The organism is Rhodanobacter sp. UC4451_H18 (genome assembly GCF_052978225.1).
Map to the genome: position 1 here is coordinate 2,387,031 of NZ_CM129663.1, position 21,542 is coordinate 2,408,572.

At 65.2% G+C, this 21,542-nt stretch carries 23 protein-coding genes; 11 read left to right on the forward strand and 12 right to left on the reverse strand.

What is annotated here, in order from left to right:
- Positions 1 to 246 precede the first annotated feature (246 nt).
- Complete coding sequence (locus ACVCMG_RS10800) at positions 247 to 714, reverse strand: hypothetical protein (RefSeq protein WP_395120716.1); 468 nt, start codon at positions 712 to 714, stop codon at positions 247 to 249.
- A gap of 313 nt (positions 715 to 1,027) precedes the next feature.
- Here ACVCMG_RS10800 and ACVCMG_RS10805 point away from each other — a divergent pair, with 313 nt between their 5' ends.
- From ACVCMG_RS10805 to ACVCMG_RS10820, 4 genes are all read left to right on the forward strand, one after another.
- The gene (locus ACVCMG_RS10805; protein ID WP_447114102.1) at positions 1,028 to 2,479 is read left to right on the forward strand and encodes an N-6 DNA methylase; all 1,452 of its coding nucleotides are present in this window, start codon (positions 1,028 to 1,030) and stop codon (positions 2,477 to 2,479) included.
- A 50-nt stretch (positions 2,480 to 2,529) separates the two neighbouring features.
- Positions 2,530 to 3,690, forward strand: a complete 1,161-nt coding sequence (locus ACVCMG_RS10810) for a restriction endonuclease subunit S (protein ID WP_447114103.1) — start codon at positions 2,530 to 2,532, stop codon at positions 3,688 to 3,690.
- Positions 3,691 to 3,815: 125 nt separating this feature from the next.
- Complete coding sequence (locus tag ACVCMG_RS10815) at positions 3,816 to 4,241, forward strand: UPF0158 family protein (RefSeq protein WP_447114104.1); 426 nt, start codon at positions 3,816 to 3,818, stop codon at positions 4,239 to 4,241.
- Positions 4,242 to 4,346: 105 nt separating this feature from the next.
- Entirely contained in the window at positions 4,347 to 5,348 is a 1,002-nt protein-coding gene (locus ACVCMG_RS10820; protein WP_447114105.1) for an Abi family protein, read from the forward strand.
- An 89-nt stretch (positions 5,349 to 5,437) separates the two neighbouring features.
- Here the strand turns inward: ACVCMG_RS10820 and ACVCMG_RS10825 are convergent, their stop codons facing one another.
- Positions 5,438 to 5,656, reverse strand: coding sequence for a hypothetical protein (locus ACVCMG_RS10825; RefSeq protein ID WP_447114106.1), 219 nt, complete (start codon positions 5,654 to 5,656; stop codon positions 5,438 to 5,440).
- 276 nt (positions 5,657 to 5,932) lie between these two features.
- On the opposite strand from ACVCMG_RS10825, the gene ACVCMG_RS10830 reads away from it, so the two are divergent.
- Genes ACVCMG_RS10830 through hsdR form a run of 4 tightly spaced genes read left to right on the forward strand, consistent with a single transcriptional unit; the run spans position 5,933 to position 9,048 of the window.
- Positions 5,933 to 6,106 carry a hypothetical protein gene (locus ACVCMG_RS10830; protein WP_447114107.1) on the forward strand — a complete coding sequence of 58 codons (174 nt, stop codon included), beginning with the start codon at positions 5,933 to 5,935 and terminating at the stop codon, positions 6,104 to 6,106.
- Positions 6,107 to 6,154: 48 nt separating this feature from the next.
- Entirely contained in the window at positions 6,155 to 6,439 is a 285-nt protein-coding gene (locus ACVCMG_RS10835; protein ID WP_447114108.1) for a ribbon-helix-helix protein, CopG family, read from the forward strand.
- Position 6,440: 1 nt separating this feature from the next.
- Complete coding sequence (locus ACVCMG_RS10840; protein WP_447114109.1) at positions 6,441 to 6,740, forward strand: type II toxin-antitoxin system RelE/ParE family toxin; 300 nt, start codon at positions 6,441 to 6,443, stop codon at positions 6,738 to 6,740.
- Positions 6,733 to 9,048 carry an EcoAI/FtnUII family type I restriction enzme subunit R gene (gene hsdR, locus ACVCMG_RS10845; RefSeq protein ID WP_447114110.1) on the forward strand — a complete coding sequence of 772 codons (2,316 nt, stop codon included), beginning with the start codon at positions 6,733 to 6,735 and terminating at the stop codon, positions 9,046 to 9,048. Before ACVCMG_RS10840 ends, hsdR begins: the two co-directional genes overlap by 8 nt.
- Positions 9,049 to 9,137: 89 nt before the next feature.
- Here hsdR and ACVCMG_RS10850 read toward each other — a convergent pair whose 3' ends face one another.
- From ACVCMG_RS10850 to ACVCMG_RS10880, 7 genes are all read right to left on the reverse strand, one after another.
- Positions 9,138 to 9,740: a hypothetical protein gene (locus ACVCMG_RS10850; protein WP_447114111.1), complete on the reverse strand. Its 603-nt coding sequence runs from the start codon at positions 9,738 to 9,740 to the stop codon at positions 9,138 to 9,140.
- Complete coding sequence (locus ACVCMG_RS10855; RefSeq protein ID WP_447114112.1) at positions 9,721 to 9,891, reverse strand: hypothetical protein; 171 nt, start codon at positions 9,889 to 9,891, stop codon at positions 9,721 to 9,723. The genes ACVCMG_RS10850 and ACVCMG_RS10855 overlap by 20 nt, the downstream gene beginning before the upstream one ends.
- 236 nt (positions 9,892 to 10,127) lie before the next feature.
- Positions 10,128 to 10,313 (reverse strand): hypothetical protein, encoded by a 186-nt coding sequence (locus tag ACVCMG_RS10860; RefSeq protein WP_447114113.1) that lies wholly within the window; start codon positions 10,311 to 10,313, stop codon positions 10,128 to 10,130.
- A 128-nt stretch (positions 10,314 to 10,441) separates the two neighbouring features.
- On the reverse strand, positions 10,442 to 11,197 hold the full coding sequence (locus tag ACVCMG_RS10865) for a LytR/AlgR family response regulator transcription factor (protein ID WP_447114114.1): 756 nt from the start codon (positions 11,195 to 11,197) through the stop codon (positions 10,442 to 10,444).
- Complete coding sequence (locus tag ACVCMG_RS10870) at positions 11,194 to 12,279, reverse strand: sensor histidine kinase (RefSeq protein WP_447114115.1); 1,086 nt, start codon at positions 12,277 to 12,279, stop codon at positions 11,194 to 11,196. The genes ACVCMG_RS10865 and ACVCMG_RS10870 overlap by 4 nt, the downstream gene beginning before the upstream one ends.
- 125 nt (positions 12,280 to 12,404) lie before the next feature.
- Complete coding sequence (locus tag ACVCMG_RS10875; protein WP_447114116.1) at positions 12,405 to 13,289, reverse strand: TolB family protein; 885 nt, start codon at positions 13,287 to 13,289, stop codon at positions 12,405 to 12,407.
- Between the two features lie 43 nt (positions 13,290 to 13,332).
- Positions 13,333 to 14,277, reverse strand: coding sequence for a hypothetical protein (locus tag ACVCMG_RS10880; protein ID WP_447114117.1), 945 nt, complete (start codon positions 14,275 to 14,277; stop codon positions 13,333 to 13,335).
- A 252-nt stretch (positions 14,278 to 14,529) separates the two neighbouring features.
- Between ACVCMG_RS10880 and ACVCMG_RS10885 the strand changes: the two genes are divergently transcribed.
- The 3 genes from ACVCMG_RS10885 to ACVCMG_RS10895 all read left to right on the forward strand — a co-directional run bounded on the left by ACVCMG_RS10885 (position 14,530) and on the right by ACVCMG_RS10895 (position 15,954).
- Positions 14,530 to 15,024 (forward strand): nuclear transport factor 2 family protein, encoded by a 495-nt coding sequence (locus ACVCMG_RS10885; protein WP_447114118.1) that lies wholly within the window; start codon positions 14,530 to 14,532, stop codon positions 15,022 to 15,024.
- Positions 15,025 to 15,211: 187 nt separating this feature from the next.
- Positions 15,212 to 15,760, forward strand: coding sequence for a hypothetical protein (locus ACVCMG_RS10890; protein ID WP_447114119.1), 549 nt, complete (start codon positions 15,212 to 15,214; stop codon positions 15,758 to 15,760).
- Positions 15,761 to 15,771: 11 nt separating this feature from the next.
- A complete protein-coding gene (locus ACVCMG_RS10895) occupies positions 15,772 to 15,954 on the forward strand; it encodes a hypothetical protein (protein WP_447114120.1) in 183 nt (60 codons plus the stop codon).
- A gap of 70 nt (positions 15,955 to 16,024) precedes the next feature.
- Here the strand turns inward: ACVCMG_RS10895 and ACVCMG_RS10900 are convergent, their stop codons facing one another.
- From ACVCMG_RS10900 to ACVCMG_RS10910, 3 genes are all read right to left on the reverse strand, one after another.
- Entirely contained in the window at positions 16,025 to 16,771 is a 747-nt protein-coding gene (locus ACVCMG_RS10900; RefSeq protein WP_447114121.1) for an SDR family NAD(P)-dependent oxidoreductase, read from the reverse strand.
- On the reverse strand, positions 16,768 to 18,213 hold the full coding sequence (locus tag ACVCMG_RS10905) for an efflux transporter outer membrane subunit (protein WP_447114122.1): 1,446 nt from the start codon (positions 18,211 to 18,213) through the stop codon (positions 16,768 to 16,770). Before ACVCMG_RS10905 ends, ACVCMG_RS10900 begins: the two co-directional genes overlap by 4 nt.
- 134 nt (positions 18,214 to 18,347) lie before the next feature.
- Positions 18,348 to 21,539 carry an efflux RND transporter permease subunit gene (locus ACVCMG_RS10910; protein WP_447114123.1) on the reverse strand — a complete coding sequence of 1,064 codons (3,192 nt, stop codon included), beginning with the start codon at positions 21,537 to 21,539 and terminating at the stop codon, positions 18,348 to 18,350.
- Between the last annotated feature and the right edge of the window lie 3 nt (positions 21,540 to 21,542).

Genomic DNA, 21,542 nt, shown 5'->3' on the forward strand with positions numbered 1-21,542 from the left:
GGGGATGGATCGAGCCGCCTCGGGTTTGCCAGACAGCGCGCCTGTCCGTGCGGTACATGGCCGGTTGATCATCTGGGTTCCGCGTCAGCGGGTGCGCCCAGCCTGTATCGCGCCGCCCCCTTGCGCTTCCGTGTTGTGACGAGCGGGCATTCGCGACGACCAGCGGTAGCCGGCGCGGGACGATCGGCGCGACCGGACCCGGCACGGTGCCGCGCCGGCCGGGACGATGTCCGGGTTGCAGCCCGGCTAGAAGCGGTACGACCAGCCCAGCTCCAGCACCGGATAGATCGCCTGGTTCCGCGTGTGGTGGGGATCGCCAGTCAGGTCCGTCGCCGCTGCCATGCCGGCCTGTGCGTAGAAGCCCGTGTCCGTCGCGCGGTAGCCGATGCCCAGATACGCGGCAAGCTGGCGACGCGACGGCATGCGCGCCTGGACTTCTGCGTCCTTCAACGCGCTCATGTCATGCGCCGGCGGGTGGGCCAAGGCGGCCACGCGGATATCGTCGATCACCGCCCCGACCGACAGCAGCAGGCCGCCATGGCGCGGGTGCCAGTCGAGCTTGGCGATGGCCACATCGAATACGCCAGCGCTCGCCGCTCGGGTGCCGTCGTGGCTGGCCGCATGCAGCGCGCCCGACCCCTCCGCCGCACGCGCCGTACCGCACGGCAGCGCGAGCGCGGCGAGTGTCAGTACGGCCAGGGCGATCTTGTTCATGGCGGCCCCCACCCGGCAGATGCGGCCACCCCCGCGGCCGCCGTCCGAACCCTTATCGCGCGATTCGCGCCGCCGTGCAGGCCGCGATGCCCGAACTGCTAGCGACGTCAAGCCGCGAGTGCGAACGGCTTGGCAAATGGCGGCGCAGGTTCAGCCGCGCGCGCCGCGCACCCTGTTGCTTGACGAACCCCACGGCGCCGCCGACCATCCCAAGTTCACCTGCCGCCAAGGCGCGGCCCACGATCGACGACCTACCCGTGCGTCACGAAGGCCATCGTGCCGGTCAGGCCCCACCCAGGAAAAACCACACCGCATGTTCGAAAACGCCTTCAACAACATGGACCGCGTCATGCGGAACGACGAGGGCCTGGCTTCCGAGCTGGACTACGCCGAACAGACCTCGTGGCTGCTGTTTCTCAAATATCTCGACGACATGGAGAAGGAATGGGAGGACGAGGCCGGGCTGGAAGGCCGCGAGTACTCGCCCATCCTCGACGAGCCGTATCGCTGGCAATCCTGGGCTGCGCCGAAGACGGAAGCTGGCGCGCCCGACCTCAACGCCGCGCGCACCGGCAAGGACCTGATTGAGTTCGTCAACGGCGAGCTGTTCCCCTACCTGCAGACCTTCCGCGAAACCACCGAAGATCCGGATTCGCTGGAATACAAGATCGGCGAGATCTTCTCCGAAATCGCCAACCGCTTCCGCTCTGGCTACTCGCTGCGCGACGCGCTGGAGATCATCGACCAGCTCAACTTCGGCAGCCAGCAGGCCAAGCACGAGTTGTCGGATCTCTACGAAACCCGCATCAAGCGCATGGGCAACGCCGGCCGCAACGGCGGCGAGTACTACACGCCGCGCCCGCTGATCCGCGCCATGATCAAGGTGGTCAATCCGCAGATCGGCGAAACCGTCTACGACGGCGCCTGCGGCTCGGCCGGGTTCCTGTGCGAAGCGTGGAACGCGATGCGCCGCGACGACCTCTCCGCCGCCGACTGGGACACGCTGCAGCGGCGCAGCTTCTACGGGCAGGAAAAGAAATCGCTGGCCTACGTGCTGGGCGTGATGAACATGATCCTGCACGGCATCGACGCGCCCAACATCCGGCATACCAACACGCTCAGCGAGAACGTGCTCGACATCCAGCAGAAGGATCGCCACGACATCGTGCTGGCCAATCCACCATTCGGTGGCGGTGAGCGCAAGGAGGTGCAGCAAAACTTCCCGATCAAGTCCGGCGAAACCGCCTACCTGTTCCTGCAGCACTTCATCCGCAAGCTGAAAGCCGGCGGCCGCGGCGCCGTGGTGATCAAGAACACCTTCCTCAGCAACACCGACAACGCCAGCGTGGCGCTGCGCAAGGAGCTGCTGGAAAGCTGCAACCTGCACACGGTACTGGATTGCCCCAGCGGCACCTTCCAGGGCGCGGGCGTGAAGACCGTGGTGCTGTTCTTCGAGAAGGGTTCCAAGACGCGCAAGGTCTGGTACTACCAGCTTGATCCGGGCCGCTCGCTGGGCAAGACCAATCCGTTGAACGACGAGGATCTGGCCGAATTCGTGGCCTTGCAGGCGGACAAGGCCGACAGCGCCAAAAGCTGGTCGGTGGCCGTGAAGGAACTGGACACCGCGACGTGGGATCTGTCGGTGAAGAATCTAAACGCGCCGGAGGCGGAGGCGTTGCGCAGTCCGGAGCAGATCATTGCGGACATGCTGGCGCGAGATGCGGAGACGGCGGGGATTCTGGAAGAGATTCGGGGGATGTTGTGAACGCAATATTGGCAACAGCACAACAAAGGAAAGCAGATTGGGGAAGCGTGATGCTGTCCGAAGTGGCGCAGATCGTAAACGGTGGTACGCCCAAATCAAACATCGCTGAGTACTGGGCTGGAGGTGTTCCGTGGCTCACTCCGAAAGACATGGGGCGAATGGATGGTCGCGAAATTGCCACGACGCCACGAACAGTTTCCGAAGAGGGCTTGGCTAACTCATCGGCGCGACTTGCTCCGGCGAACTCTGTGATCCTATCAACGCGTGCGCCGATCGGGCATCTCGCTATCAACATGGTGCCGATGGCGTTCAACCAAGGATGCCGCGGTATCGTGCCCAACGCCAACTTGGACCACATTTACCTCTATTACTTTCTTGCTGCAAATCGCAAGCTCCTTGATGACCTTGGCGTTGGCACTACCTTTAAGGAACTGTCCGCGACAAATCTGCGGTCAGTTCGTCTTCCGCTCCCGCCGCTGGATGACCAGAAGCGGATCGTCGCGGTGCTCGATCAGGCCTTTGCCGCCCTCGACCGCGCCCGCGCCCATGCCGAGGCCAATCTGGCGGATTCGCTACAGCTGTTTGAAAGCATAGTGACCGATGAACTCGACAAAAGGGAACGCTCATGGAGCCGCGCTTCGCTGGGCACAATCTACGATGTCAGAGATGGAACGCATGACAGTCCTAAATATCTGGACGAAGGGCGCGCCTTAGTCACATCAAAAAATCTTGGTCGCAGCGGCCTGAACTTCGACAAAGTTAAATTAATCTCCGAAGCGGACTACTTGGCTATTTCCAAAAGAAGCGCCGTGCATCAGGGGGACGTCCTATTTGCCATGATTGGCACTATTGGAAACCCCGTCGTCGTCGAAGTGGTGCCCGATTTCGCGATCAAGAATGTTGCGCTTTTCAAGATGCGTGATGGTCGTGATGGTCGCTGTCTCCGCTATATTTTGAATTCAAAGACCGTCAGGAGCCGCATGCAAAGTGATGCGAAAGGAACGACGCAAAAGTTCGTCGGCTTGGGATACCTTCGCGCCTTTGAGATAGCTCTACCTTCGATAACCGAAGAGCAACATTTGATAGAACGTTTAAGTGCATTCGAGACGAAGTGCGATCAAATTGCATCGGAGTACAAGAAAGAGCTCGCCGACCTCGCCATCCTCCGCCAATCCCTCCTGCAAAAAGCCTTCGCCGGCGAACTGGCATGAGCGAGCCTCGGAAAACCACGCCTCTGGCAGCCTGAAGTCACTGGATTCCCGCTTTCGCGGGAATGACGGGAGTTGGGGTTTTGGGCCTGTGTCAGTGCCATCCCCCTGGAGTTACGGGAGGTCCCATGAGCAAGCAAACACCGGTCAAACTGGACGACCTCGAAGAGGCCCTGCTGTTCCTGGATGCGGGCGGCGACGCAGAGGCGTGGCTGTGCCGGGACACCGGCGTGGTGCACTGGCACAGCGACGAGTTCGACGAATTCGGGCCGTTGCCGGAGGACATCGACGACGCGGCGCGCTACGTGGCGTTGCCGAACAAACGCGACCTCGACCTGGGCAAGCCGCTGGCGCTGGAGTTCGCCCGCACCCAACTGCCGGCATGCTACGAGCAGGTTTGCGCGATCTTCTCGCATCGCGGCGCCTACGCCCGCTTCAAGGGTCTGCTGGATCGCCACGACAGCCTCGACACCTGGCATCAATGGGAGGCGGAACAAACCCGCCAGGCGCTGCGCGAATGGTGCGCGGACAACGGCCTCACCCCGGCCGACTGATCGCTGACGCCGAACTCCGCTGCCCCTTCGTGCTTAAAATCTTCTCCGGCCACAGCCTCGTCAGCTGCATAATCCGAAGATAGTCTCCACCCCGCAAGGATGCCCATGCCCGATCACGCCGCATACGCCCGCCCGTGGAAATCGTTCGCCGATCAACTTGACCTGTTGAAGGCCCGTGGCTTGCACGTCCACGACGAGGTGCGGGCGCTGGCCTGGCTGCAGCGCATCGGCTACTACCGGCTCAGCGCTTACTGGTATCCGTTCCGGGTGTTTCGCCACGAGCAGGATGCGGCAACCGGCGTGATTCGTTCGGTGCGCACCGATGACTTCATGCCGGAAACCACGTTCTCCGATGCCCTCGATCTGTACCTGTTCGACCGCAAGCTGCGCGGGCTGCTGATCGATGCACTGGAACGCATCGAGGTGTCGCTGCGGGTGGAAGTGGCCTATCGGCTGGGGAAGATCGACACCTTCGCCCATCTGCATGAGCAGAACTTCCATCCGACGTTTCGCGACCGGCGCGAGCTGCGTTCGGGCCTGACGGCGTTTGCGGTGTGGCAACAGAAACACCAGGGGCTGGTGCAACGTTCGAGGGAAGATTTCGTCAAGCACTACCGGGAGAAACATGGCCCCGATATGCCGCTCTGGGTGGCTATCGAGGTGTGGGACTTCGGTGCGGTTTCGCAACTGCTGTCGATGATGAAGGTGCCCGACCAGCAGGCCATTGCCGCCCGTTACGGCGTCGTCGACTGGAAGGTGTTCGCCAGTTGGGTACGCGCGCTGAGCTATCTGCGCAATCTGGTGGCACATCACAGCCGGGTGTGGAACCGCAACATGGTGTCCGAGCCCAAGATGCCGATGGGTCCGGCGCCTGGCTGGTGTGCGCAGTTTGCCGGCAAGCGTGACCTGCTGGCCAAACCGTTCGTCTATCTGGCCATCGTGCGATACATGATGGAGGCGATCTGCCCTCGAAGCCAATGGCGTCATCGCGTGGCCGAGCACCTTTTGGGCTTCCCGGAGCAGACATCACAACGCAAGCTGTCAATCGCTGCGATGGGCGCACCCGATGACTGGGAGTCGTGGTGGTTGGCGGAACGCGGACAATAAGAACCCCCGCGTAAGTTCCGAGGAACCAAGAGGCAGGGGCCATGTTGGGCGTAATGCTAACACATGGTGTTGCACCTGTTGCAACCTCACTACGGCACGTCTGCCACCCGCAGGTTTTCCAACCAGTCATCGGGAACATCCGCCCATGCCAGCGTTCCCTTGCGCACCATTTCGTCGAATGCTGCCTCGTCCCAGCCCTTCTGGGTATTTTCGAAGCCCGGCAACGCCAGCTGCTCTTGCGCAAGCGCAACCTCGGCATTCTGGATGCGATCGTTCAACGCGAAGCGAAGGGTGTTGGCCGGTTGCATGCGACCGATTGTAGTGTCTTGCCACGTCGATTGGGGCTGCCGAGGGCATGGATGCCCGAGTTGAGGCAACGCAGGAGCGGTTGCCCGAGCCCGACAAGCGCCGAGGAGGGTCGCTTTCTCTTGGTTACTTCTCTTACTCCGGGCATCCTGCCCTGCGCCCTTCGCGGCTTCGCCGTTCGCACACGCTCCTGACGTATGCGTGGCGATTCAAGAGAAGTAACGCGCCCTCCGCAGGAGGACGCAACGCTTTTGCCGGGCACGGAAACGAAGTGGATCATGACGCTGACCAGAGACTTCAAGCAGACCATCATGGAGCGCGCGCAACGCGAGCCGGCATTTGCAGCGGCGCTGCTGAACGAGGCAACGTCGCTGTTCCTCAACGGCGATCCGGAGACGGCGCATGCCATCCTGCGCGATCTGGCCGACGCCCCCGCTCGTCTGCCCATGTAACACAAACGTGCTACATTGCTGCGGGATGATCCGGCCCCGGAGCGTTTCATGAGCACCACCACCATCCGCCTGCCCGATGAGCTCAAGGCCCGCGTTGCCGAAGCGGCGGAACAGGCGGGCACGACCTCGCACAATTTCATCCTGGAAGCGATCGCGGAAAAGACCGATCTGGCCGAGCAGCGTGCCGCGTTCCACGCCCTGGCGGATCAGCGCTATGCCGAGTTCCTGGAGTCCGGAAAGAGCATTCCGTGGGAGGAGGCGCGCAGCTATCTCAAGGATCGCCTCGCCGGAAAAGCCGTGAAGCGGCCGGTGGCCCGCAAGCTGGATCGCTAAGGTGACGCGCGTCAGGCTGGCGCCCGGAGTCATCGGGGATCTCGAACGCATCGTGGACCATTTGCGTCGTCATGAGAGCGATGCCGCCGAGACCCGGGCAGATGAAATCATCAGCGCCTTCGACGTACTCGCCGACAACCCGTTTATCGGCCGCCCGGCCGGTGACGACAAACGTGAATTGGTCATTGGCCATGGAACACGGGGATACATTGCGCTGTATCGATATCTGCCGCTGATCGATACGGCCTTGGTACTTGCCATTCGTGCGCAACGCGAAGGGGGCTACGCGAGCAATGAATGAGACCGAAGCGGACACCCGCGCCAACCGCATCGACCCGGTGCTGCGCGAGGCCGGCTGGGGCGTGGTCGAGGGATCGCGCGTGCATCGCGAGCTGATCTGCCCCGGCCGCATCACCGGCGGCGGCGGTCGGGCCAATCCACTTTCAGCCGATTACGTGCTGAGCTACCGCGACCGCAAGCTGGCGGTGATCGAGGCCAAGCGCGCCGGCCTTGGCCACACGGTGGGTGTGGGCCAGGCTAAGGACTACGCCACGCGGCTGCAGGCGCGCTTTGCCTACGCCAGCAATGGCATCGGCTGGTATGCCATCGACATGATCACCGGCACGGAAGGCGATATCGCCTTGCCGTTTCCCTCGCCGCAGGAGCTGTGGGCGCGCTGCTTCCCCGAGGGCAACGACTGGCGCGACCGTTTCGGTGCGGTACCGTTCGAGACCGGCGGCGGCAAATGGCAGCCGCGCTATTACCAGCACAACGCGATCACCGCGGTGCTGGAGGCGATCGCCAAGGGCGAGCAGCGCATCCTGTTGCCCCTGGCGACCGGTACCGGCAAGACCTCCATTGCGTTCCAGATCGCGTGGAAGCTGTTCGAGTCCAGCTGGAACCTGAGCCGTGATCCGGTGCGCCGTCCGCGCATCCTGTTCCTGGCCGACCGCAACATCCTGGCTGACCAGGCCTACAACGCGTTCAGCGCGTTTGCGCCCGACGCGCTGTGCCGCATCAGCCCGGACGAAATCCGCAAGCAGGGCCGGATTCCGAAGAATGCCAGCGTGTTCTTCACCATCTTCCAGACCTTCATGACCGGTACGGACCAGGACGGCGAACCGCAGTTCACCTTCGAAGGCTATCCGCCGGACTTCTTCGACTTCATCGTCATCGACGAATGCCATCGCGGCGGTGCCCGCGACGAAAGCAGCTGGCGCGGCATCCTCGAATACTTTGCGCCCGCCGTGCAGCTGGGCATGACCGCCACGCCCAAGCGCGACGCGAACGTGGACACCTACCGTTATTTCGGCGACCCGGTGTACAGCTACGCGCTCAAGGAAGGCATCGGCGACGGCTTCCTCACCCCGTTCAAGGTGCGCCAGATGGCCAGCACGCTGGACAGCTACACGTACTCCGACGAGGACGAGGTGATCGGCGGCGAGATCGACCCGGACAAGGAATACACCGAGGCCGACTTCAACACGAAGATCATCATCGATGCGCGCGAGGAAAGCCGCGTGCACGAGTTCATGGACCAGATCGACCAGCGCCAGAAGACCCTGGTGTTCTGCGCCACGCAGGACCACGCCGCGCGCGTGCGCAACGCGATCAACCAGATCAAGGACAACCCCGACCCGCATTACTGCGAGCGGGTGACCGCCGACGACGGCAAGCTTGGCGAGCAGCATCTGCGCGAGTTCCAGGACAACGAGAAGACGCTGCCGACGATCCTCACCACGTCGAAGAAACTCTCCACCGGCGTCGATGCGCGCAATGTGCGCAACATCGTGCTGCTGCGCCCGATCAAGTCGATGATCGAGTTCAAGCAGATCATCGGCCGCGGCACGCGCACCTTCGACGGCAAGGACTTCTTCACCATCTACGATTTCGTGAAGGGCTACGAGAAGTTCGAAGACCCCGAGTGGGATGGCGAGCCGTTGCCGCCGGATGAGCCGCGCGAACCGAAAACGCCGACGAAACCGGATGACCTGCCGCCGCGCACCGGTGGCGTCGAGAACCCCCCGGAGCCCGTGGCGAAGGTCGTGGTGAAGCTGGCCGATGGCAAGGAGCGCTCGATCCGCTACCTCGCCGCCACCACGTATTGGCACGAGGGCCGGCAGATCACTGCGCAGGAATTCATGCAGCAGCTGTTTGGCGACCTCAACAATCTGGTTGCCTCGGAAGAAGATTTGCGTGCGGTATGGAGCGACCCTGATCGGCGCGAAGCCTTCCAGCAGCGGTTGAAGGATCTCGGCTACGATGCTGATCGTCTGGACGACATGCGGCGCCTGATCGACGCCCCCAACAGCGACATCTTTGACGTGCTGGCCTATGTCCGCTTCACGCTGGCGCCGTTGTCGCGCCACGAACGCGCCGGTAGTGCGCGCGCGACGGGACTGGATGGCTACCAGCGAGAGATGCGCGGCTTCCTCGACTACGTGCTGGAGGCCTACGAGAAACACGGCGTGGACGAGCTGGCATCAAGGAAAATCGCCGACTTCCTGCGCATCCGCTACGGTGGCACCAACGATGCCAAGCGCCTGCTCGGCCCGGTGCCCGCAATACGCGAGGCCTTCATCGCGATCCAGGCGCATCTCTACCAGTAGTTGCAGCGGTATGCCGAACCATGGAGTAGGCGGAAGCAGGTCGAATCACATGTTCGCAGAGAAAGTTCACTCTGGCCCTTGAGGTTGGCTCAGTAACGCGGGCGGGGCTTTTTCGGCGGTGGACCGGGTTCGGTAAAGGCCATGCCCACAATGGCGGCATCGGCAATGATGGTTTCCAGAGCAGCCTTGCCCGCTTCGTTGACATAGAGCACCGCGGCGGCGGTCAGCGGGTCCTTGAACACGGCCGCGTCGACTGGCACCCGTTCCTCAATGAATGCTTCTTTCACGATCGAGCCGCTCGGACGCTTGGCCGAGCGAGCCTCGTCGATGCATGGGATGAGATTCGTCACGTTGTAGAACCAGCGCGATTCACCCGCGCAGTCCATCTCCAAGAACTGCCCGAAACGTGACAGGAAGGGCTCGAGCGCCGTCTTCGACTTGTCATTCATGACCAAGGCACCAGGCGTCAGCGCACTGACGTCCGCCAGCGGCTTGGGTTTCTTCTTTCCAGGTTCGACGAACACTTCGACCTTGGGCTTGCTTGACCAGGAGAGGTTGGCGCCAGTGGCGTCGAACATGCCCGACTCGACGTCTTTGTCGCTGGCAAAGACCAGCGGCGCGAAGTCATTGACGGAGCCGCTTTTGAGTTCCCATACCTTCACTTCCATCACCTCAGTAGTCGAAGTCGTCATTGAGAATGTCGTAGCGGATGTCTCGCAGCGCCTTGCGGCCATTTGCCTGGTTCGATGGCTTTGCGAGGGTCAGCCTCGATGTCACCGCCAGGTGGTAAACCGTCGTGTGAATGACTTCGTGCGCTGTTGCCGCATCGAGACCAGGGACCACTGACGTCCATTTCTTTGGGAGGTACGAGCCGTTGTCTGCGTCGTTGATGCCTATGCCCAGCGGAAGAGCAGTGCACGCGAACGGCTCGCGCGTTTGTCTGCGACAGCTACGATGTGATGCGCATCGGCCTGGGCGTGCTTGGTGTGGCCAGTAGCCTTCGAGATGTTGCGGGCAAGTGTGCGCGAATGCCTCACCTTGCGGTTCGCGTCGGCGCGGAGCTTCTTCGCCTTGGCCGGCTAGGTCACGCCGTTTTGATAGCGCACCCGCGCCAGGCGCCGCTGCATAAGAAACTCGCTCCTGAGTTCGTAGGCATTGGCTTGCACGTCGGTCGCGACGATCAGGTTGGCTTCGACCGTCAGCTCGAGGATGTCCTGTGTCGTGTCCGCTGGGGGTGCCGCGAGGTTTGGACTTCCTGTGTCCATCTTCATCTCCCTGTGGTGCATCAGCCGGAATCAGTGGCATTTCGCCGAAGGAGGCACGCCAACTTGCCGCAAGAGTAGTGCGCAACGCGGATGGGTGACAACGCTCGCCGGCGACAATGCGACGTGTTTCAACGCAACCCGAGCACGCTCCGCGCACCGGCCCGAAACCGCCGACTCAGATCCAGCCGCGTGCCGTCATGCAGCACCACTTCCGCGCCACCCTTGAACATCGGATGCACCTCGCGCACGCGCGCCAGGTTGACCAACGTGCCGCGGTGGATGCGCAGGAATTGTGCGGGATCAAGTTGCGCCAGTATGTGGCGCAGGGTGTCGCGGTGCAGGTAGCGCACCGGGCCGACGTGGATGTGCAGGTAGTTGCCGTCGGCGCGGATCCAGTCGATGTCGTCGACGGCGAGCACGCGGATGTGTTCGCCGTGGCGCACGCTGAGGCGTTGGGCGTAGCCTTCGGCGGGCGTGCTTTCGATGGCCGGGCCGGCGGTGGCGTGCAGGCCTTGCCAGTGCTGGTTGACGCGCGCCATGGCCTGGTCGAAGCGGGCCTGTTCGATCGGCTTGAGCACGTAGTCCAGCGCCATCGCGTCGAACGCGCGCAGCGCGTGTTCGGCGAAGGCGGTGGCGAAGACCACCAGCGGCAGGCGGTCGGGGGCCAGTTCGTCGAGCAGTTCGAAGCCGTCCATGCCGGGCATCTGGATGTCGAGGAACAGCAGGTCGGGGCGCAGCACGCGCACGGCCTGCATCGCCTCGGCGGCGTTGCCGCATTCGCCGACGATTTCCACCTCGTCGTGCGTGGCCAGCGCCTGGCGCAGGGCGAGGCGGGCCAGCACCTCGTCGTCGATCAGCACGGCGCGCAGGCGCGGCACGCTCATGCGGCGTGCTCGGTGTAGGGCAGGCGCACTTCGGCGCGGGTGCCGCCGCCGGGGATGGCACTGAGCACGAGTTGCGCCGCGTCGCCGAACAGCATGTGCAGGCGCGAGCGGGTGTTGCCCAGTCCGATGCCTTCGGCGGTGCCGGCCGGCGGCAGGCCGAGGCCGTCGTCGTCCACGCGCAGCTGCAGCTGGTCGCCGTCGCGCCGCGTGGAAACGCGCAGGGTGCCGGCACCGGGCTTGTCCTGCAGGCCGTGGCGCAGCGCGTTTTCCACCAGGGGTTGCAGGATCAGGTTCGGCACCGCGGCGGCCAGCGTGTCGTCGGCCACGTCCAGCTCGGTGCTGAGTCGATCCTGGAAGCGCACCTGCTGGATGCCGAGGTAGCAGGCGAGGAATTCCAGTTCACGCGACAGCGGCACCTGCGGCGCGTGGCGTTCTTCCAGGGTGAGCCGCAGGAAGTCGCTCAAGCGGGCGATCATCAGCCGCGCCTGCAGCGGGTCGGCCAGCGCCAGCGCGGAGATCGCGTTGAGCGTGTTGAACAGGAAGTGCGGCTGCAACTGCATGCGCAACGCCTGCAGTTGCGCCTGCGCCAGTTGGGTCTCCAGCTGCGTGCTGCGCAGCCGCTCGTCGCGCAGATGGCGGCGCGATTCCATCCCGCGCAGCACCACCAGGATCACCCAGTAGGTGAGCACGGCCAGGTGGAAGCTGTAGGCGAACTCCATGCGGATGTACGCGCCCAGCGTGTGCACCGCCATCCGCCCCGGGCCGCTGAGGTTCCAGAACAGCACCAGGTGAGGCAGCAGTTGCAGCAGCGCCACGGCCAGGCTGGCCGGCACCTGCACGGCGAGGAAGCGGCGCCAGCCGTGGCCGGCGGTCTGCCGGCCCAGCCAGCCGATCAGCGGCACCAGTGCCATCCACAACCAGAAGTTGGAAAGGTTCCAGCTCAGCGCACGCAGCCAGTTCGGCGGATAGCCCTCGCTGATCGAGGACAGCCCGCTGCTCAGCGCATAGGACAGCGCCAGCCCGGTCCAGAAGGCGAACGCCAGCGCGTGTTTCTTCCAGTGGATGGTGTCGTGGCCGGTCACGCGATGCTCCCGCGCGCCGGTCGATGGGTGACGCGCCAGGACGTCAGTGTGCCGCCGTGGCGCCGGACGGAACAGTGCTGGACGGCAGGGCGCCGGCCTGGTCCCTCACCGGGCGGCATGGCGGCTCAGCGCGCCGATCGCTGCCGCAACCACGGCGCCAGCGACATGCGATGGATGCGGTGGTCGGGCGCGGTGTAATACAGCATCGTGCGATCCGCGCCCAGGCGCGCCTCGCTGCCGGCCATGCCCAGATCCACCGGTGCGCTCCAGCCGCCGGGCACGGCGAAGGCGATGAACAGGTCGTTGCCGTTCGCCGGCGCCGGCGGTCGGTCGGAGCTGAACACCAGGAAGGATTGATCCGGCGCCACCGCGGGATCGAAGTCCGAGCGGCCGCCGCCGGTGCCAAGCGCCAGCGCGACCGCCGGCTGGTAATGGCCGTTTTCGCGGCGGCTCACGTAGAGCCGGAAGCTGCCATCGGCGGAATTCGCGCGCATGAAGTAGACGCTGCCGTCGCTCGCCACCGCGGGCGAGAACGTCGTGCTGCTGCGGTTCACGCTGTCGGGCAGGCGCACCGGCGTGCCCCACCCGTCGCCCACGCGATCGACCCGCCACAGGTTGCCGCCGCGCCCGGGCCAGGCCTGGCCGCCCCAGTTGCCGTCCAGCGCCTTGCCCGCGCCGTTCGCCGGCCGGTTGGAGACGAACACCAGGTAGCGACCGTCCGGCGCCATCGCCGGCTCCAGATCCATCCAGCGATTCGAGAACGCCACGCGTTGCGGTGGCGACCAGACGCCATCGTGGCGATGCGCGGCGAACAGCCGCCGCGTGGCGCCGTTGCCGCGCGCGAACACCACCGTGTCGCCGTCCGGCGTGAACGCGGGCGAGGCGTCGTGTTCCAGCACCCACGGCCCGGCGGCGAGGGGCGGCACGACGGTCGTGGCTGCCCACGCCGATGCGGCGAGGGCACTGCCCAGGATCAGGGCGAGGATCGGCAATCGGCAGTGGCTACGCATCGGATGCTCCATGGCAGAAACGTGGGGAGAAATCGGCAGATCGTCAGTGGCGCTGGGCGGCATGTGCATCCAGCCACGGCGCCAGCGACACCTGCCAGATGTGGTCGGCGCCGTTGTTCCACGTGGCTGCCGCGCGCGGGTCGGACGGCGGCAGCCGGCGATCGCTGTAGAAGTACAGCGTGTGGCGATCCGGCCCCAGCTGCGCGCCCATGCTGTGCTTGCCGCCGTTGACGGCGTCGCCGAGATCCTGCAGCGCGCTCCAGCCCTCGCGCGTGTGGAAGGCGATGGCGAGGCGGTACGGCTGCTGCGCCCGGCGCTTCGTCGCCACCACGATGAACGAGCGATCGGGGGCGATCGCCGGATCGCGGATCAGGGCATCCGCCGTGCCCAGCTTCACCGCGTATGGCGCCTGGTAGTGGCCATCGCGCCAGATCGAGCGCAGCAGGTGCAGGCTCTCATCCGCGCCGACGCAGCCGATGAAGTAGATGCTGCCGTCGGCGGCGACGCTGGGCGCGAACGTCATCGAGCAGCGGTTCACCGTGTCGGGCAGGCGCACCGGCGCGGCCCAGCCGTCGCCGCGGCGATCCACCCGCCACAGGTTCATGCCGTTGCCCGCGTAGCGTTTGCCCGCGCGCACGGCATCCAGCGCCGGGCCGCCGGGCGTGGCTGGGCGATTGGAGACGAACAGCAGGTACGAACCATCCGGCGCCATCGCCGGGTCGAGGTCGCGCCAGTGCCCCGAGAACGACGCGGCCCGCGGCGGCGACCAGCGGCCGCCGACGCGATGCGCCTCCATCAGGGTGAAGCTGTCGGTGCCGCGCATGAAATACACGGTGGCGCCGTCGGGGGTGAACGCGGCGGCGCCGTCGTCGGCGGGGCCGGCGATGCTGCCCGGCGCGAAGATCGCGGGCGCCGCGTCGGGGCGGGCGGCGGCGTGGACCGCCAGTCCGAGCGCCAGCAGCATGCCCAGCGCGATGGATCGTTTCATGCGTTTTCTCCGGTGGCCGATCGGATCACGCTGGCACGACCCGTCTCGTGCGTCGCCGCCGCGGTGACGAGCGGCGCCGCGATGGTGGCCAGCGGCGTTTTGCCCGATGCGGACGGCGCACCACCCGCTGGAGTGCGTCATGTCGCCGCTCGTCACCGCGCAGTGCACGCCCGTCACCCGGTCGATGCAGCGGCGCACGCGGCCGCGGCACGCTGGCTCGGCGGCAATCCGGCCGCACACGAGGACGGCAGCATGCGCAAGCAACACCGATTTCCCATGGGCATGGCGTACGTCGCCTTGCTGGCGCTGGGTGTGCAATGGACGACGGCGGCGACTGTCACCCGCGCCGCCGGCCTGGAGGAGGCGGGCAAGACCGAGGCCGCCGTGGTGGCCGTCGATCAGCACTGGATGGATGCCGAACTCGCCGGCGACAGCGCCTGGCTCGATGCCATGCTGCTGCCCGAATACCGCTCGGTCGGCGCCGACGGCACGGTGCATCCGAAGGCCGCGATCATCGCGCACGCGGCGAAGAACCGCGGCAACGACGCCGAGCGGCGCAAGGTGGAGGCGTGGCTGAAGGCGAACCCGCTGGGGAAATCGGTGGTGATCCGCGGCGACACCGCGATCATCACCTTCTACGACCCGCAGCTGGGGCCGCAGAACGGCGTGCGCTCCTCTGACATCTTCGTCTACCAGGGCGGCCGCTGGCATGCGCTGTATTCGCAGCACAGCGCGATGGGCAAGTAGTGGTTGGCCACGCGCATCAGCAGCTTGCCGACGTTGTCCCTTCGCGCGGCCACGAGGGTGTCTTGCGTTCGCTCCGGGCCATTCTGGCTGCGGTGTGGGTGCCGGGTGATAGAGTGATCAAGCTTTGTTGGGGCAAGATCAAGCTTCGTAGAATTCGGTATCGCCTGGTGTCACAAGGAGAGTCTTCATGGGTGACCTATACTCGCACGAGAGCATCGGTGCACGGGCCGTTGAACGAAAACTGAAGCCGGGCGATCGTATCTGGGTCGCAGGCGACAAGATAAGTGGGGACGCCTATCGCACGGGAAACTCGCCGACAAATGCGGCTATATATCTGAGGTGGAGCGACGTCGAAGTTGCGAAGTCGGGGAAGATCGAGGATGCCGATACCAACAAAGTGGTGGTCAGCCCCGGCCAAGGCTTGTCGATGTTCATCGAGCGCGTGGTCATGGCGGACTTCCATTTGCTCACCAGCCAGACCGGTCAATCCGGAAAAGCAACGCTGGCCAAACTGGCCCAAGAGAAGGGCTACAAAGATACTCGCCAAATACATTGGTTCAAGATGAACGAAGGCAAGGTCATGCCCAGCGGGTTGGAGGTTGTATTCGACAACGATCCTCCCGGGCACTGCACGTTGACGGTAACAAGAAACATGACCGTCCGCGAGTTCCTTGGCTTGGTGGAAGCGCATCTGGGCTTCTCGTACTTTGGAACGGACATCTTTGGCAAGAACTAGGAGCGGCAGCAATGCATGTTGACCTCAATCAGAAGCAGCTTACCCACATCATTCTTGCCCTTGAGGCCTATGCTGTGATCCTGGAACAAGACGAAGAAGACCCGGGCCCGAGCATGGCCGACGCGATGTACGTAGCCAATCTCGCCAAGGTGTTGAGAGAGGAACACGAGCGCGAGCGCAACAACGGCACCTGACCGTCGGCACCGGGCAAGATGTGAATCGAATGGTCGGGCAGGTTCATGGGCCTGCTCTAAAAACTCTACATCACCACGCGATCACTTCGCCGTCGCGGAAGAAGCGGCCGGTCGGCGCCGGCGTCGGCAGGCTGGCAGCCCACACCACGCCGGCGGCGCCGATACTGACCGGTCGACCGCCGGCACCGCCCAGGTCGGTGGCGACCCAGCCCGGGCACACCGCGTTGACCGCGATGCCGCTGCCCTCCAGCTCCGCCGCCAGCGTACGCGTATAAGTGTTGAGCGCGGACTTGGAGGTGCGATAGGCCACGCAGTGGTTGCTGCTCGAACCGCTGGCACCGCAGCCGCTGGACACGTTGACGATGCGGCCGTAGCCGTGCCGGCGCATCAGCGGCAGCATCGCGCTGGTCAGCCGCCAGCTGCCGAACAGGTGGGTCTGCATCGCGCCCCATGCAAGTGTGAGGTCGCCGTCACTGGCCAGCCCGTCGTGGTCGTAGTAGCCGCCGGCGTTGTTGACCAGCACGTCGAGCCGGCCGTAGGTGATCTCGATCCAGCGCGCCAGCGTGTCGACCTGCTCCTGCTGCGTGACGTCGAGCTGTACCGCGATCACCTCGCCGGACGCGCCGGCGAGCTGGCGCGCCGCGTGCAGGCCCTTGTCGGGATCGCGCGAGCCCAGCAGCACGGTCATGCCGTGCTCGCTGAGCTGGCGCGCCACCTCGAAGCCGAGGCCGCGGTTGGCGCCGCTGACCAGCGCCACGCGATAGGTCGGCGTGATCGCCGGCGTTGCCGCCGGCACGCGACGCGCCGGCCGGCTCATGGGGCGGCGCCGCGCTGTGCCACCGCGCTGCAGTGTTCGTCGCCACATGCCTGCCAGCCACCGCCGAGCGCCTTGTACAGCGCGACGGCGCGCGTGTTGATCGCTGCCTCGGCCTGGGCCAGGTCGTCCTCGGCGGCGAGCTGGGTGCGTTCGGCATCGAGCAGTTCGAGGAAACCGGTGGCGCCTTCCTGGTAGCGCACGCGGGCGAGGTCGGCGGCGCGCTTGCTCTGCGTGCCCTGCTCGATCAGGTGGTTCACGCGGATGCGTTGCTGGTTGAAGCCGGTGACCGCGTTGTCGATGTCCTCGATCGCTTCCAGCACGGTGCGCTGGTAGTTCGCCTGCGCCGCGTCGGTGCGTGCCTCGCTGGCGTGCAGGTTCGCGCGCACGCGCTGCACGTTGAGGCCGGGCCAGCTGATGCTGGGCGCCAGCGTCCACGCGCGCGTCGACGGGCTGCCGAAGTCGTTGCTGCGCCCGGACAGGAAGCCGAGGAAACCGCCCAGCGAGATGTGCGGGAAGAAGTCGGCCTTGGCCACGCCGATGCGCGCATTGGCGGCGGCGTATTCGCGTTCGGCCATCTGGACGTCCGGACGGCGTGCGAGCACGTCGCCGGCGTCGCCGATCGGCAAGGTCGCTGCAATCGGCGTGAAGCTCTTCGGCGACACGTCGATGTCGAGCTCGCCCGGTCGCTCGCCCAGCAGCACCGCCAGGCGGAATTCACTCGCGCTCACCGCGGTCTGCAGCACCGGCAGCTGCGCCTGCACGGCGCTGAGGCGCGCTTTCGCGCTGGCCACATCCTGTTCGGAGCCGGCGCCGAGCTGCTGGCGCACCTCGGTCAGGTGCAGGGTCTGCCGCTGGTTCTCGATGTCGCGCTGGGCGATGTCGAGCCGCGACTGGCTGCCGCGCAACTCGAAATAATTGCGCGCGACCTCGGCCAGCAGGCTGACCTGCGCGTCGTGCAGCGCGGCCTCGCTGGCGCCGAGGTCGGCACCGGCCGCTTCCACCGAACGGCGCACGCCGCCGAACAGGTCCAGCTCCCACGACGCATCGAAGCCGGCCTGGTAGGTCGTCGTGGTGCGGCGTTGATCGCTGAAGCCCGGTTGCTGGCCGCGACTGCGCGTGTAGTTCACGCCGGTGTCGATGGTCGGCAGCTGCTCGGACTTCGCGCCGCTGAGCAGCGCACGCGCTTCATGCAGCCGCGCCACGGCGATGCGCAGGTCCAGGTTGTTGGCCGCGGCGCGCTGGATCAGCGCGTCCAGGGTGGGATCGTTGAACTGCTTCCACCACGTGGCCTGGAACTGCGCGTTGTTTTCCTGCGCCGCATCCAGTCCCTGCAATTGCGGCGCGGCAATCTTCGCTGCGTGGTAGTCGGGACCCACGCTGGCGCAAGCGGCCAGCAGCGTCAGGGCCGTGACCAGCAGCGCACCTCGCACCACCTTCGTCATTCCTGCGAAAGCAGGAATCCAGTGACTGTGTGTGGTAGGAGCCGAAGGCGCTGGATCCCAGCTTTCGCTGGGATGACGAGCGAAAAGGTGGCTCGCGAAGGTGTTCAGCGGCATGTCATGCACGAGTGTTTTCATCAGTGGTTCTCCAGCGCCGGCAGCGCATGCGCGGCGGCGCGTTCGGCCGCGCGCGCCTCGCGGCGCTCGACCAAGGCGCGAATCAATACGTAGAACAGCGGTGTGTAGATCAGCCCGAAGATGGTCACGCCGAGCATGCCGGAGAACACCGCCACACCCATCGCATGGCGCATCTCGGCACCGGCACCGTGCGAGGTGACCAGCGGCACCACGCCCATGATGAAAGCGAACGACGTCATCAGGATCGGCCGCAGGCGCAGCTTCGCCGCTTCCAGCACGGCTTCGTGGCGGGCCATGCCTTCATGCTGGCGTTCGCGGGCGAACTCCACGATCAGGATCGCGTTCTTGCACGCCAGTCCGACCAAGACGATCAATCCGATCTGGGTGAAGATGTTGTTGTCGCCACCGGACAGCCACACGCCGGCGATCGCGGACAACAGCACCATCGGCACGATCAGGATCACCGCCAGCGGCAACGACCAGCTCTCGTACAGCGACGACAGCACCAGGAACACCAGCAGCACGCACAGCGGGAACACCAGGATCGCGGTGTTGCCGGCGAGGATCTGCTGGTAGGTCAGCTCGGTCCACTCGAAGCTCATGCCGTTGGGCAGGTTGTCCTTGGCCAGCTTTTCCATGGCCGCCTGCGCCTGGCCGGAACTGAAGCCGGGCGCCGGGCCGCCATTGATCTCGGCGGTCGGATAACCGTTGTAGTGCTGCACGCGGTCCGGGCCGGCACCGTGCTGCACGGTGACGAACGAGCCCAGCGGCACCATCTGGCCCTGCGCGTTGCGCGTCTTCAGTTGCAGGATGTCCTCGGGCGTGTGGCGGAACGCCGGGTCGGCCGACACGTTCACCTGGTAGGTACGGCCGAAACGGTTGAAGTCGTTGACGTAGAGCGAGCCCATGTAGGCCTGCATGGTCTGGTAGACGTCGCCCAGGTTCACGCCCTCGGCCTTGGCCTTCTCGCGGTTCACGTCGGCATCCACCTGCGGCACGCTGACCTGGAAGCTGGAGAACAGTCCGGCCAGTGCAGGGTCTTTCCGGCTAGCGGCGATCAGGTTCTGGGTCTGTTTGTACAGCTCGTCGAAACCGCGATCGCTGCGATCCTCGATCTGCATGCGGAATCCGCCGATCGTGCCCAGCCCCATGACCGGCGGCGGCGGGAACACGGCGATGTAGGCGTCCTGGATCGCGCCGAACTTCTGGTTCAGCGCACCGGCGATCGCACCGGCGGAAAGATCCGCGCTGCGCCGATCCTCGAACGGCTTCAGCGTGACGAACACGATGCCGGAATTGGTCGAGTTGGTGAAACCGTTGATCGACAGGCCGGGGAAGGCCACCGCGTGTTCCACGCCCGGCTGCTTCAGCGCGATCGCGCTCATGCGCCGGATGACGTTGTCCGAACGATCGAGTGACGCCGCGTCGGGCAGCTGGGCGAACGCCACCAGGTACTGCTTGTCCTGGCCCGGCACGAAACCGGTCGGCACGTGCGAGAAGCCGAACCAGGTCAGCGCGATCAGGCCGGCATAGACCACCAGCGCCAGCTTGCCCTTGCCGACGATGCGCTTGACGCCGCCCACGTAGCGCTCCGAACCGCGATGGAACATCCGGTTGAACGGACGGAACAGCCAGCCGAACGCACGGTCGATGCCGCGGGTGAGGCGGTCCTTCGGCGCGTCATGCGGTTTCAGCAGCACGGCGGCCAGCGCCGGGCTCAGGGTCAGCGAATTGAACGCGGAGATCACCGTGGAGATCGCGATGGTCAGCGCGAACTGGCGATAGAACTGACCGGTGAGGCCGCTGACGAAGGCGGTCGGGATGAACACCGCGCACAGCACCAGCGCGGTCGCCACGATCGGGCCGGTGACTTCGTGCATCGCCTTGCGTGTGGCGTTGCGTGGCGACTCGCCCAGTTCGATATGCCGCTCGACGTTCTCCACCACCACGATCGCGTCATCGACCACGATGCCGATCGCCAGCACCAGTCCGAACAGGCTCAAGGCATTGAGCGAGAAGCCGGCCAGGTGCATCACCGCGAAGGTGCCGATCAGCGACACCGGCACCGCCACCAGCGGGATGATCGAGGCGCGCCAGGTCTGCAGGAACAGGATCACCACCAGCACCACCAGCAGGATCGCTTCCAGCAGCGTGTGCGCCACCGCCTCGATCGAGCCGCGCACGAACACGGTCGGGTCGTACACGATCGAATAGTCGACGCCTTGCGGGAAATCCTGCTTCAGCTGCGCCATCGTGGCGCGCACTTCGTCGGAGATCTGGATCGCGTTGGAGCCCGGCCGCGCGAAGATCGGCAGCGCCACCGCCGGCTTGTTGTCGAGCAGGCTGCGCAGCGCGTAGTTGTTCGAGCCGAGGTCGACCTTGGCGACATCACTCAGATGCGTCACGCCGCCGTTCGCATCGGTGCGCACGATGATGTTGCGGAAGTCGTCCTCGCTGACCAGCCGGCCGCGGGTGTTGATGTTGAGCTGGAACGCATTGTTGCTCGGGCCGGGCGGCGCATTCAGCGCGCCGGCGGCGACCTGCACGTTCTGCTCGCGGATCGCGTTGATCACGTCGCCGGTGGTGAGCGAGCGCTGCGCCAGCTTCTGCGGGTCCAGCCACACCCGCATCGAGTACTCGCCGGCACCGAAGATCTGCACGTCGCCGATGCCGTCGAGCCGGCCCAGCACATCCTTCACGTGCAATCGCGCGTAGTTCGACAGATACAACATGTCGTAGCGCTGATCGGGCGAGGTGAGATGCACGACCATGGTCAGGTCGGGCGAACTCTTCTGCGTGGTGACGCCGAGCCGCTGCACTTCCTCCGGCAGTTTCGGCAGGGCCTGCGCCACGCGGTTCTGCACGTCGACCTGGGCGTTGTTGAGATCGGTGCCCAGCGCGAACGTCACGGTCAGCGTCAGGCTGCCGTCACTGGTGGCCTGCGAGGAGGTGTACAGCATGCCTTCGGCGCCGTTGATCTGTTCCTCCAGCGGCGTGGCGACGGTTTGCGCGATCACTTTCGGGTTGGCACCGGGATAGCTGGCGTGCACCACCACGGTGGGCGGCACCACTTCCGGGTATTCGCTGATCGGCAGCTGGAACACCGCGATGGAGCCGGTGATCACGAACAGCAGCGACAGCACGGCGGCCATGATCGGCCGGTCGACGAAGAATTGGGCGATGTTTTTCATGCA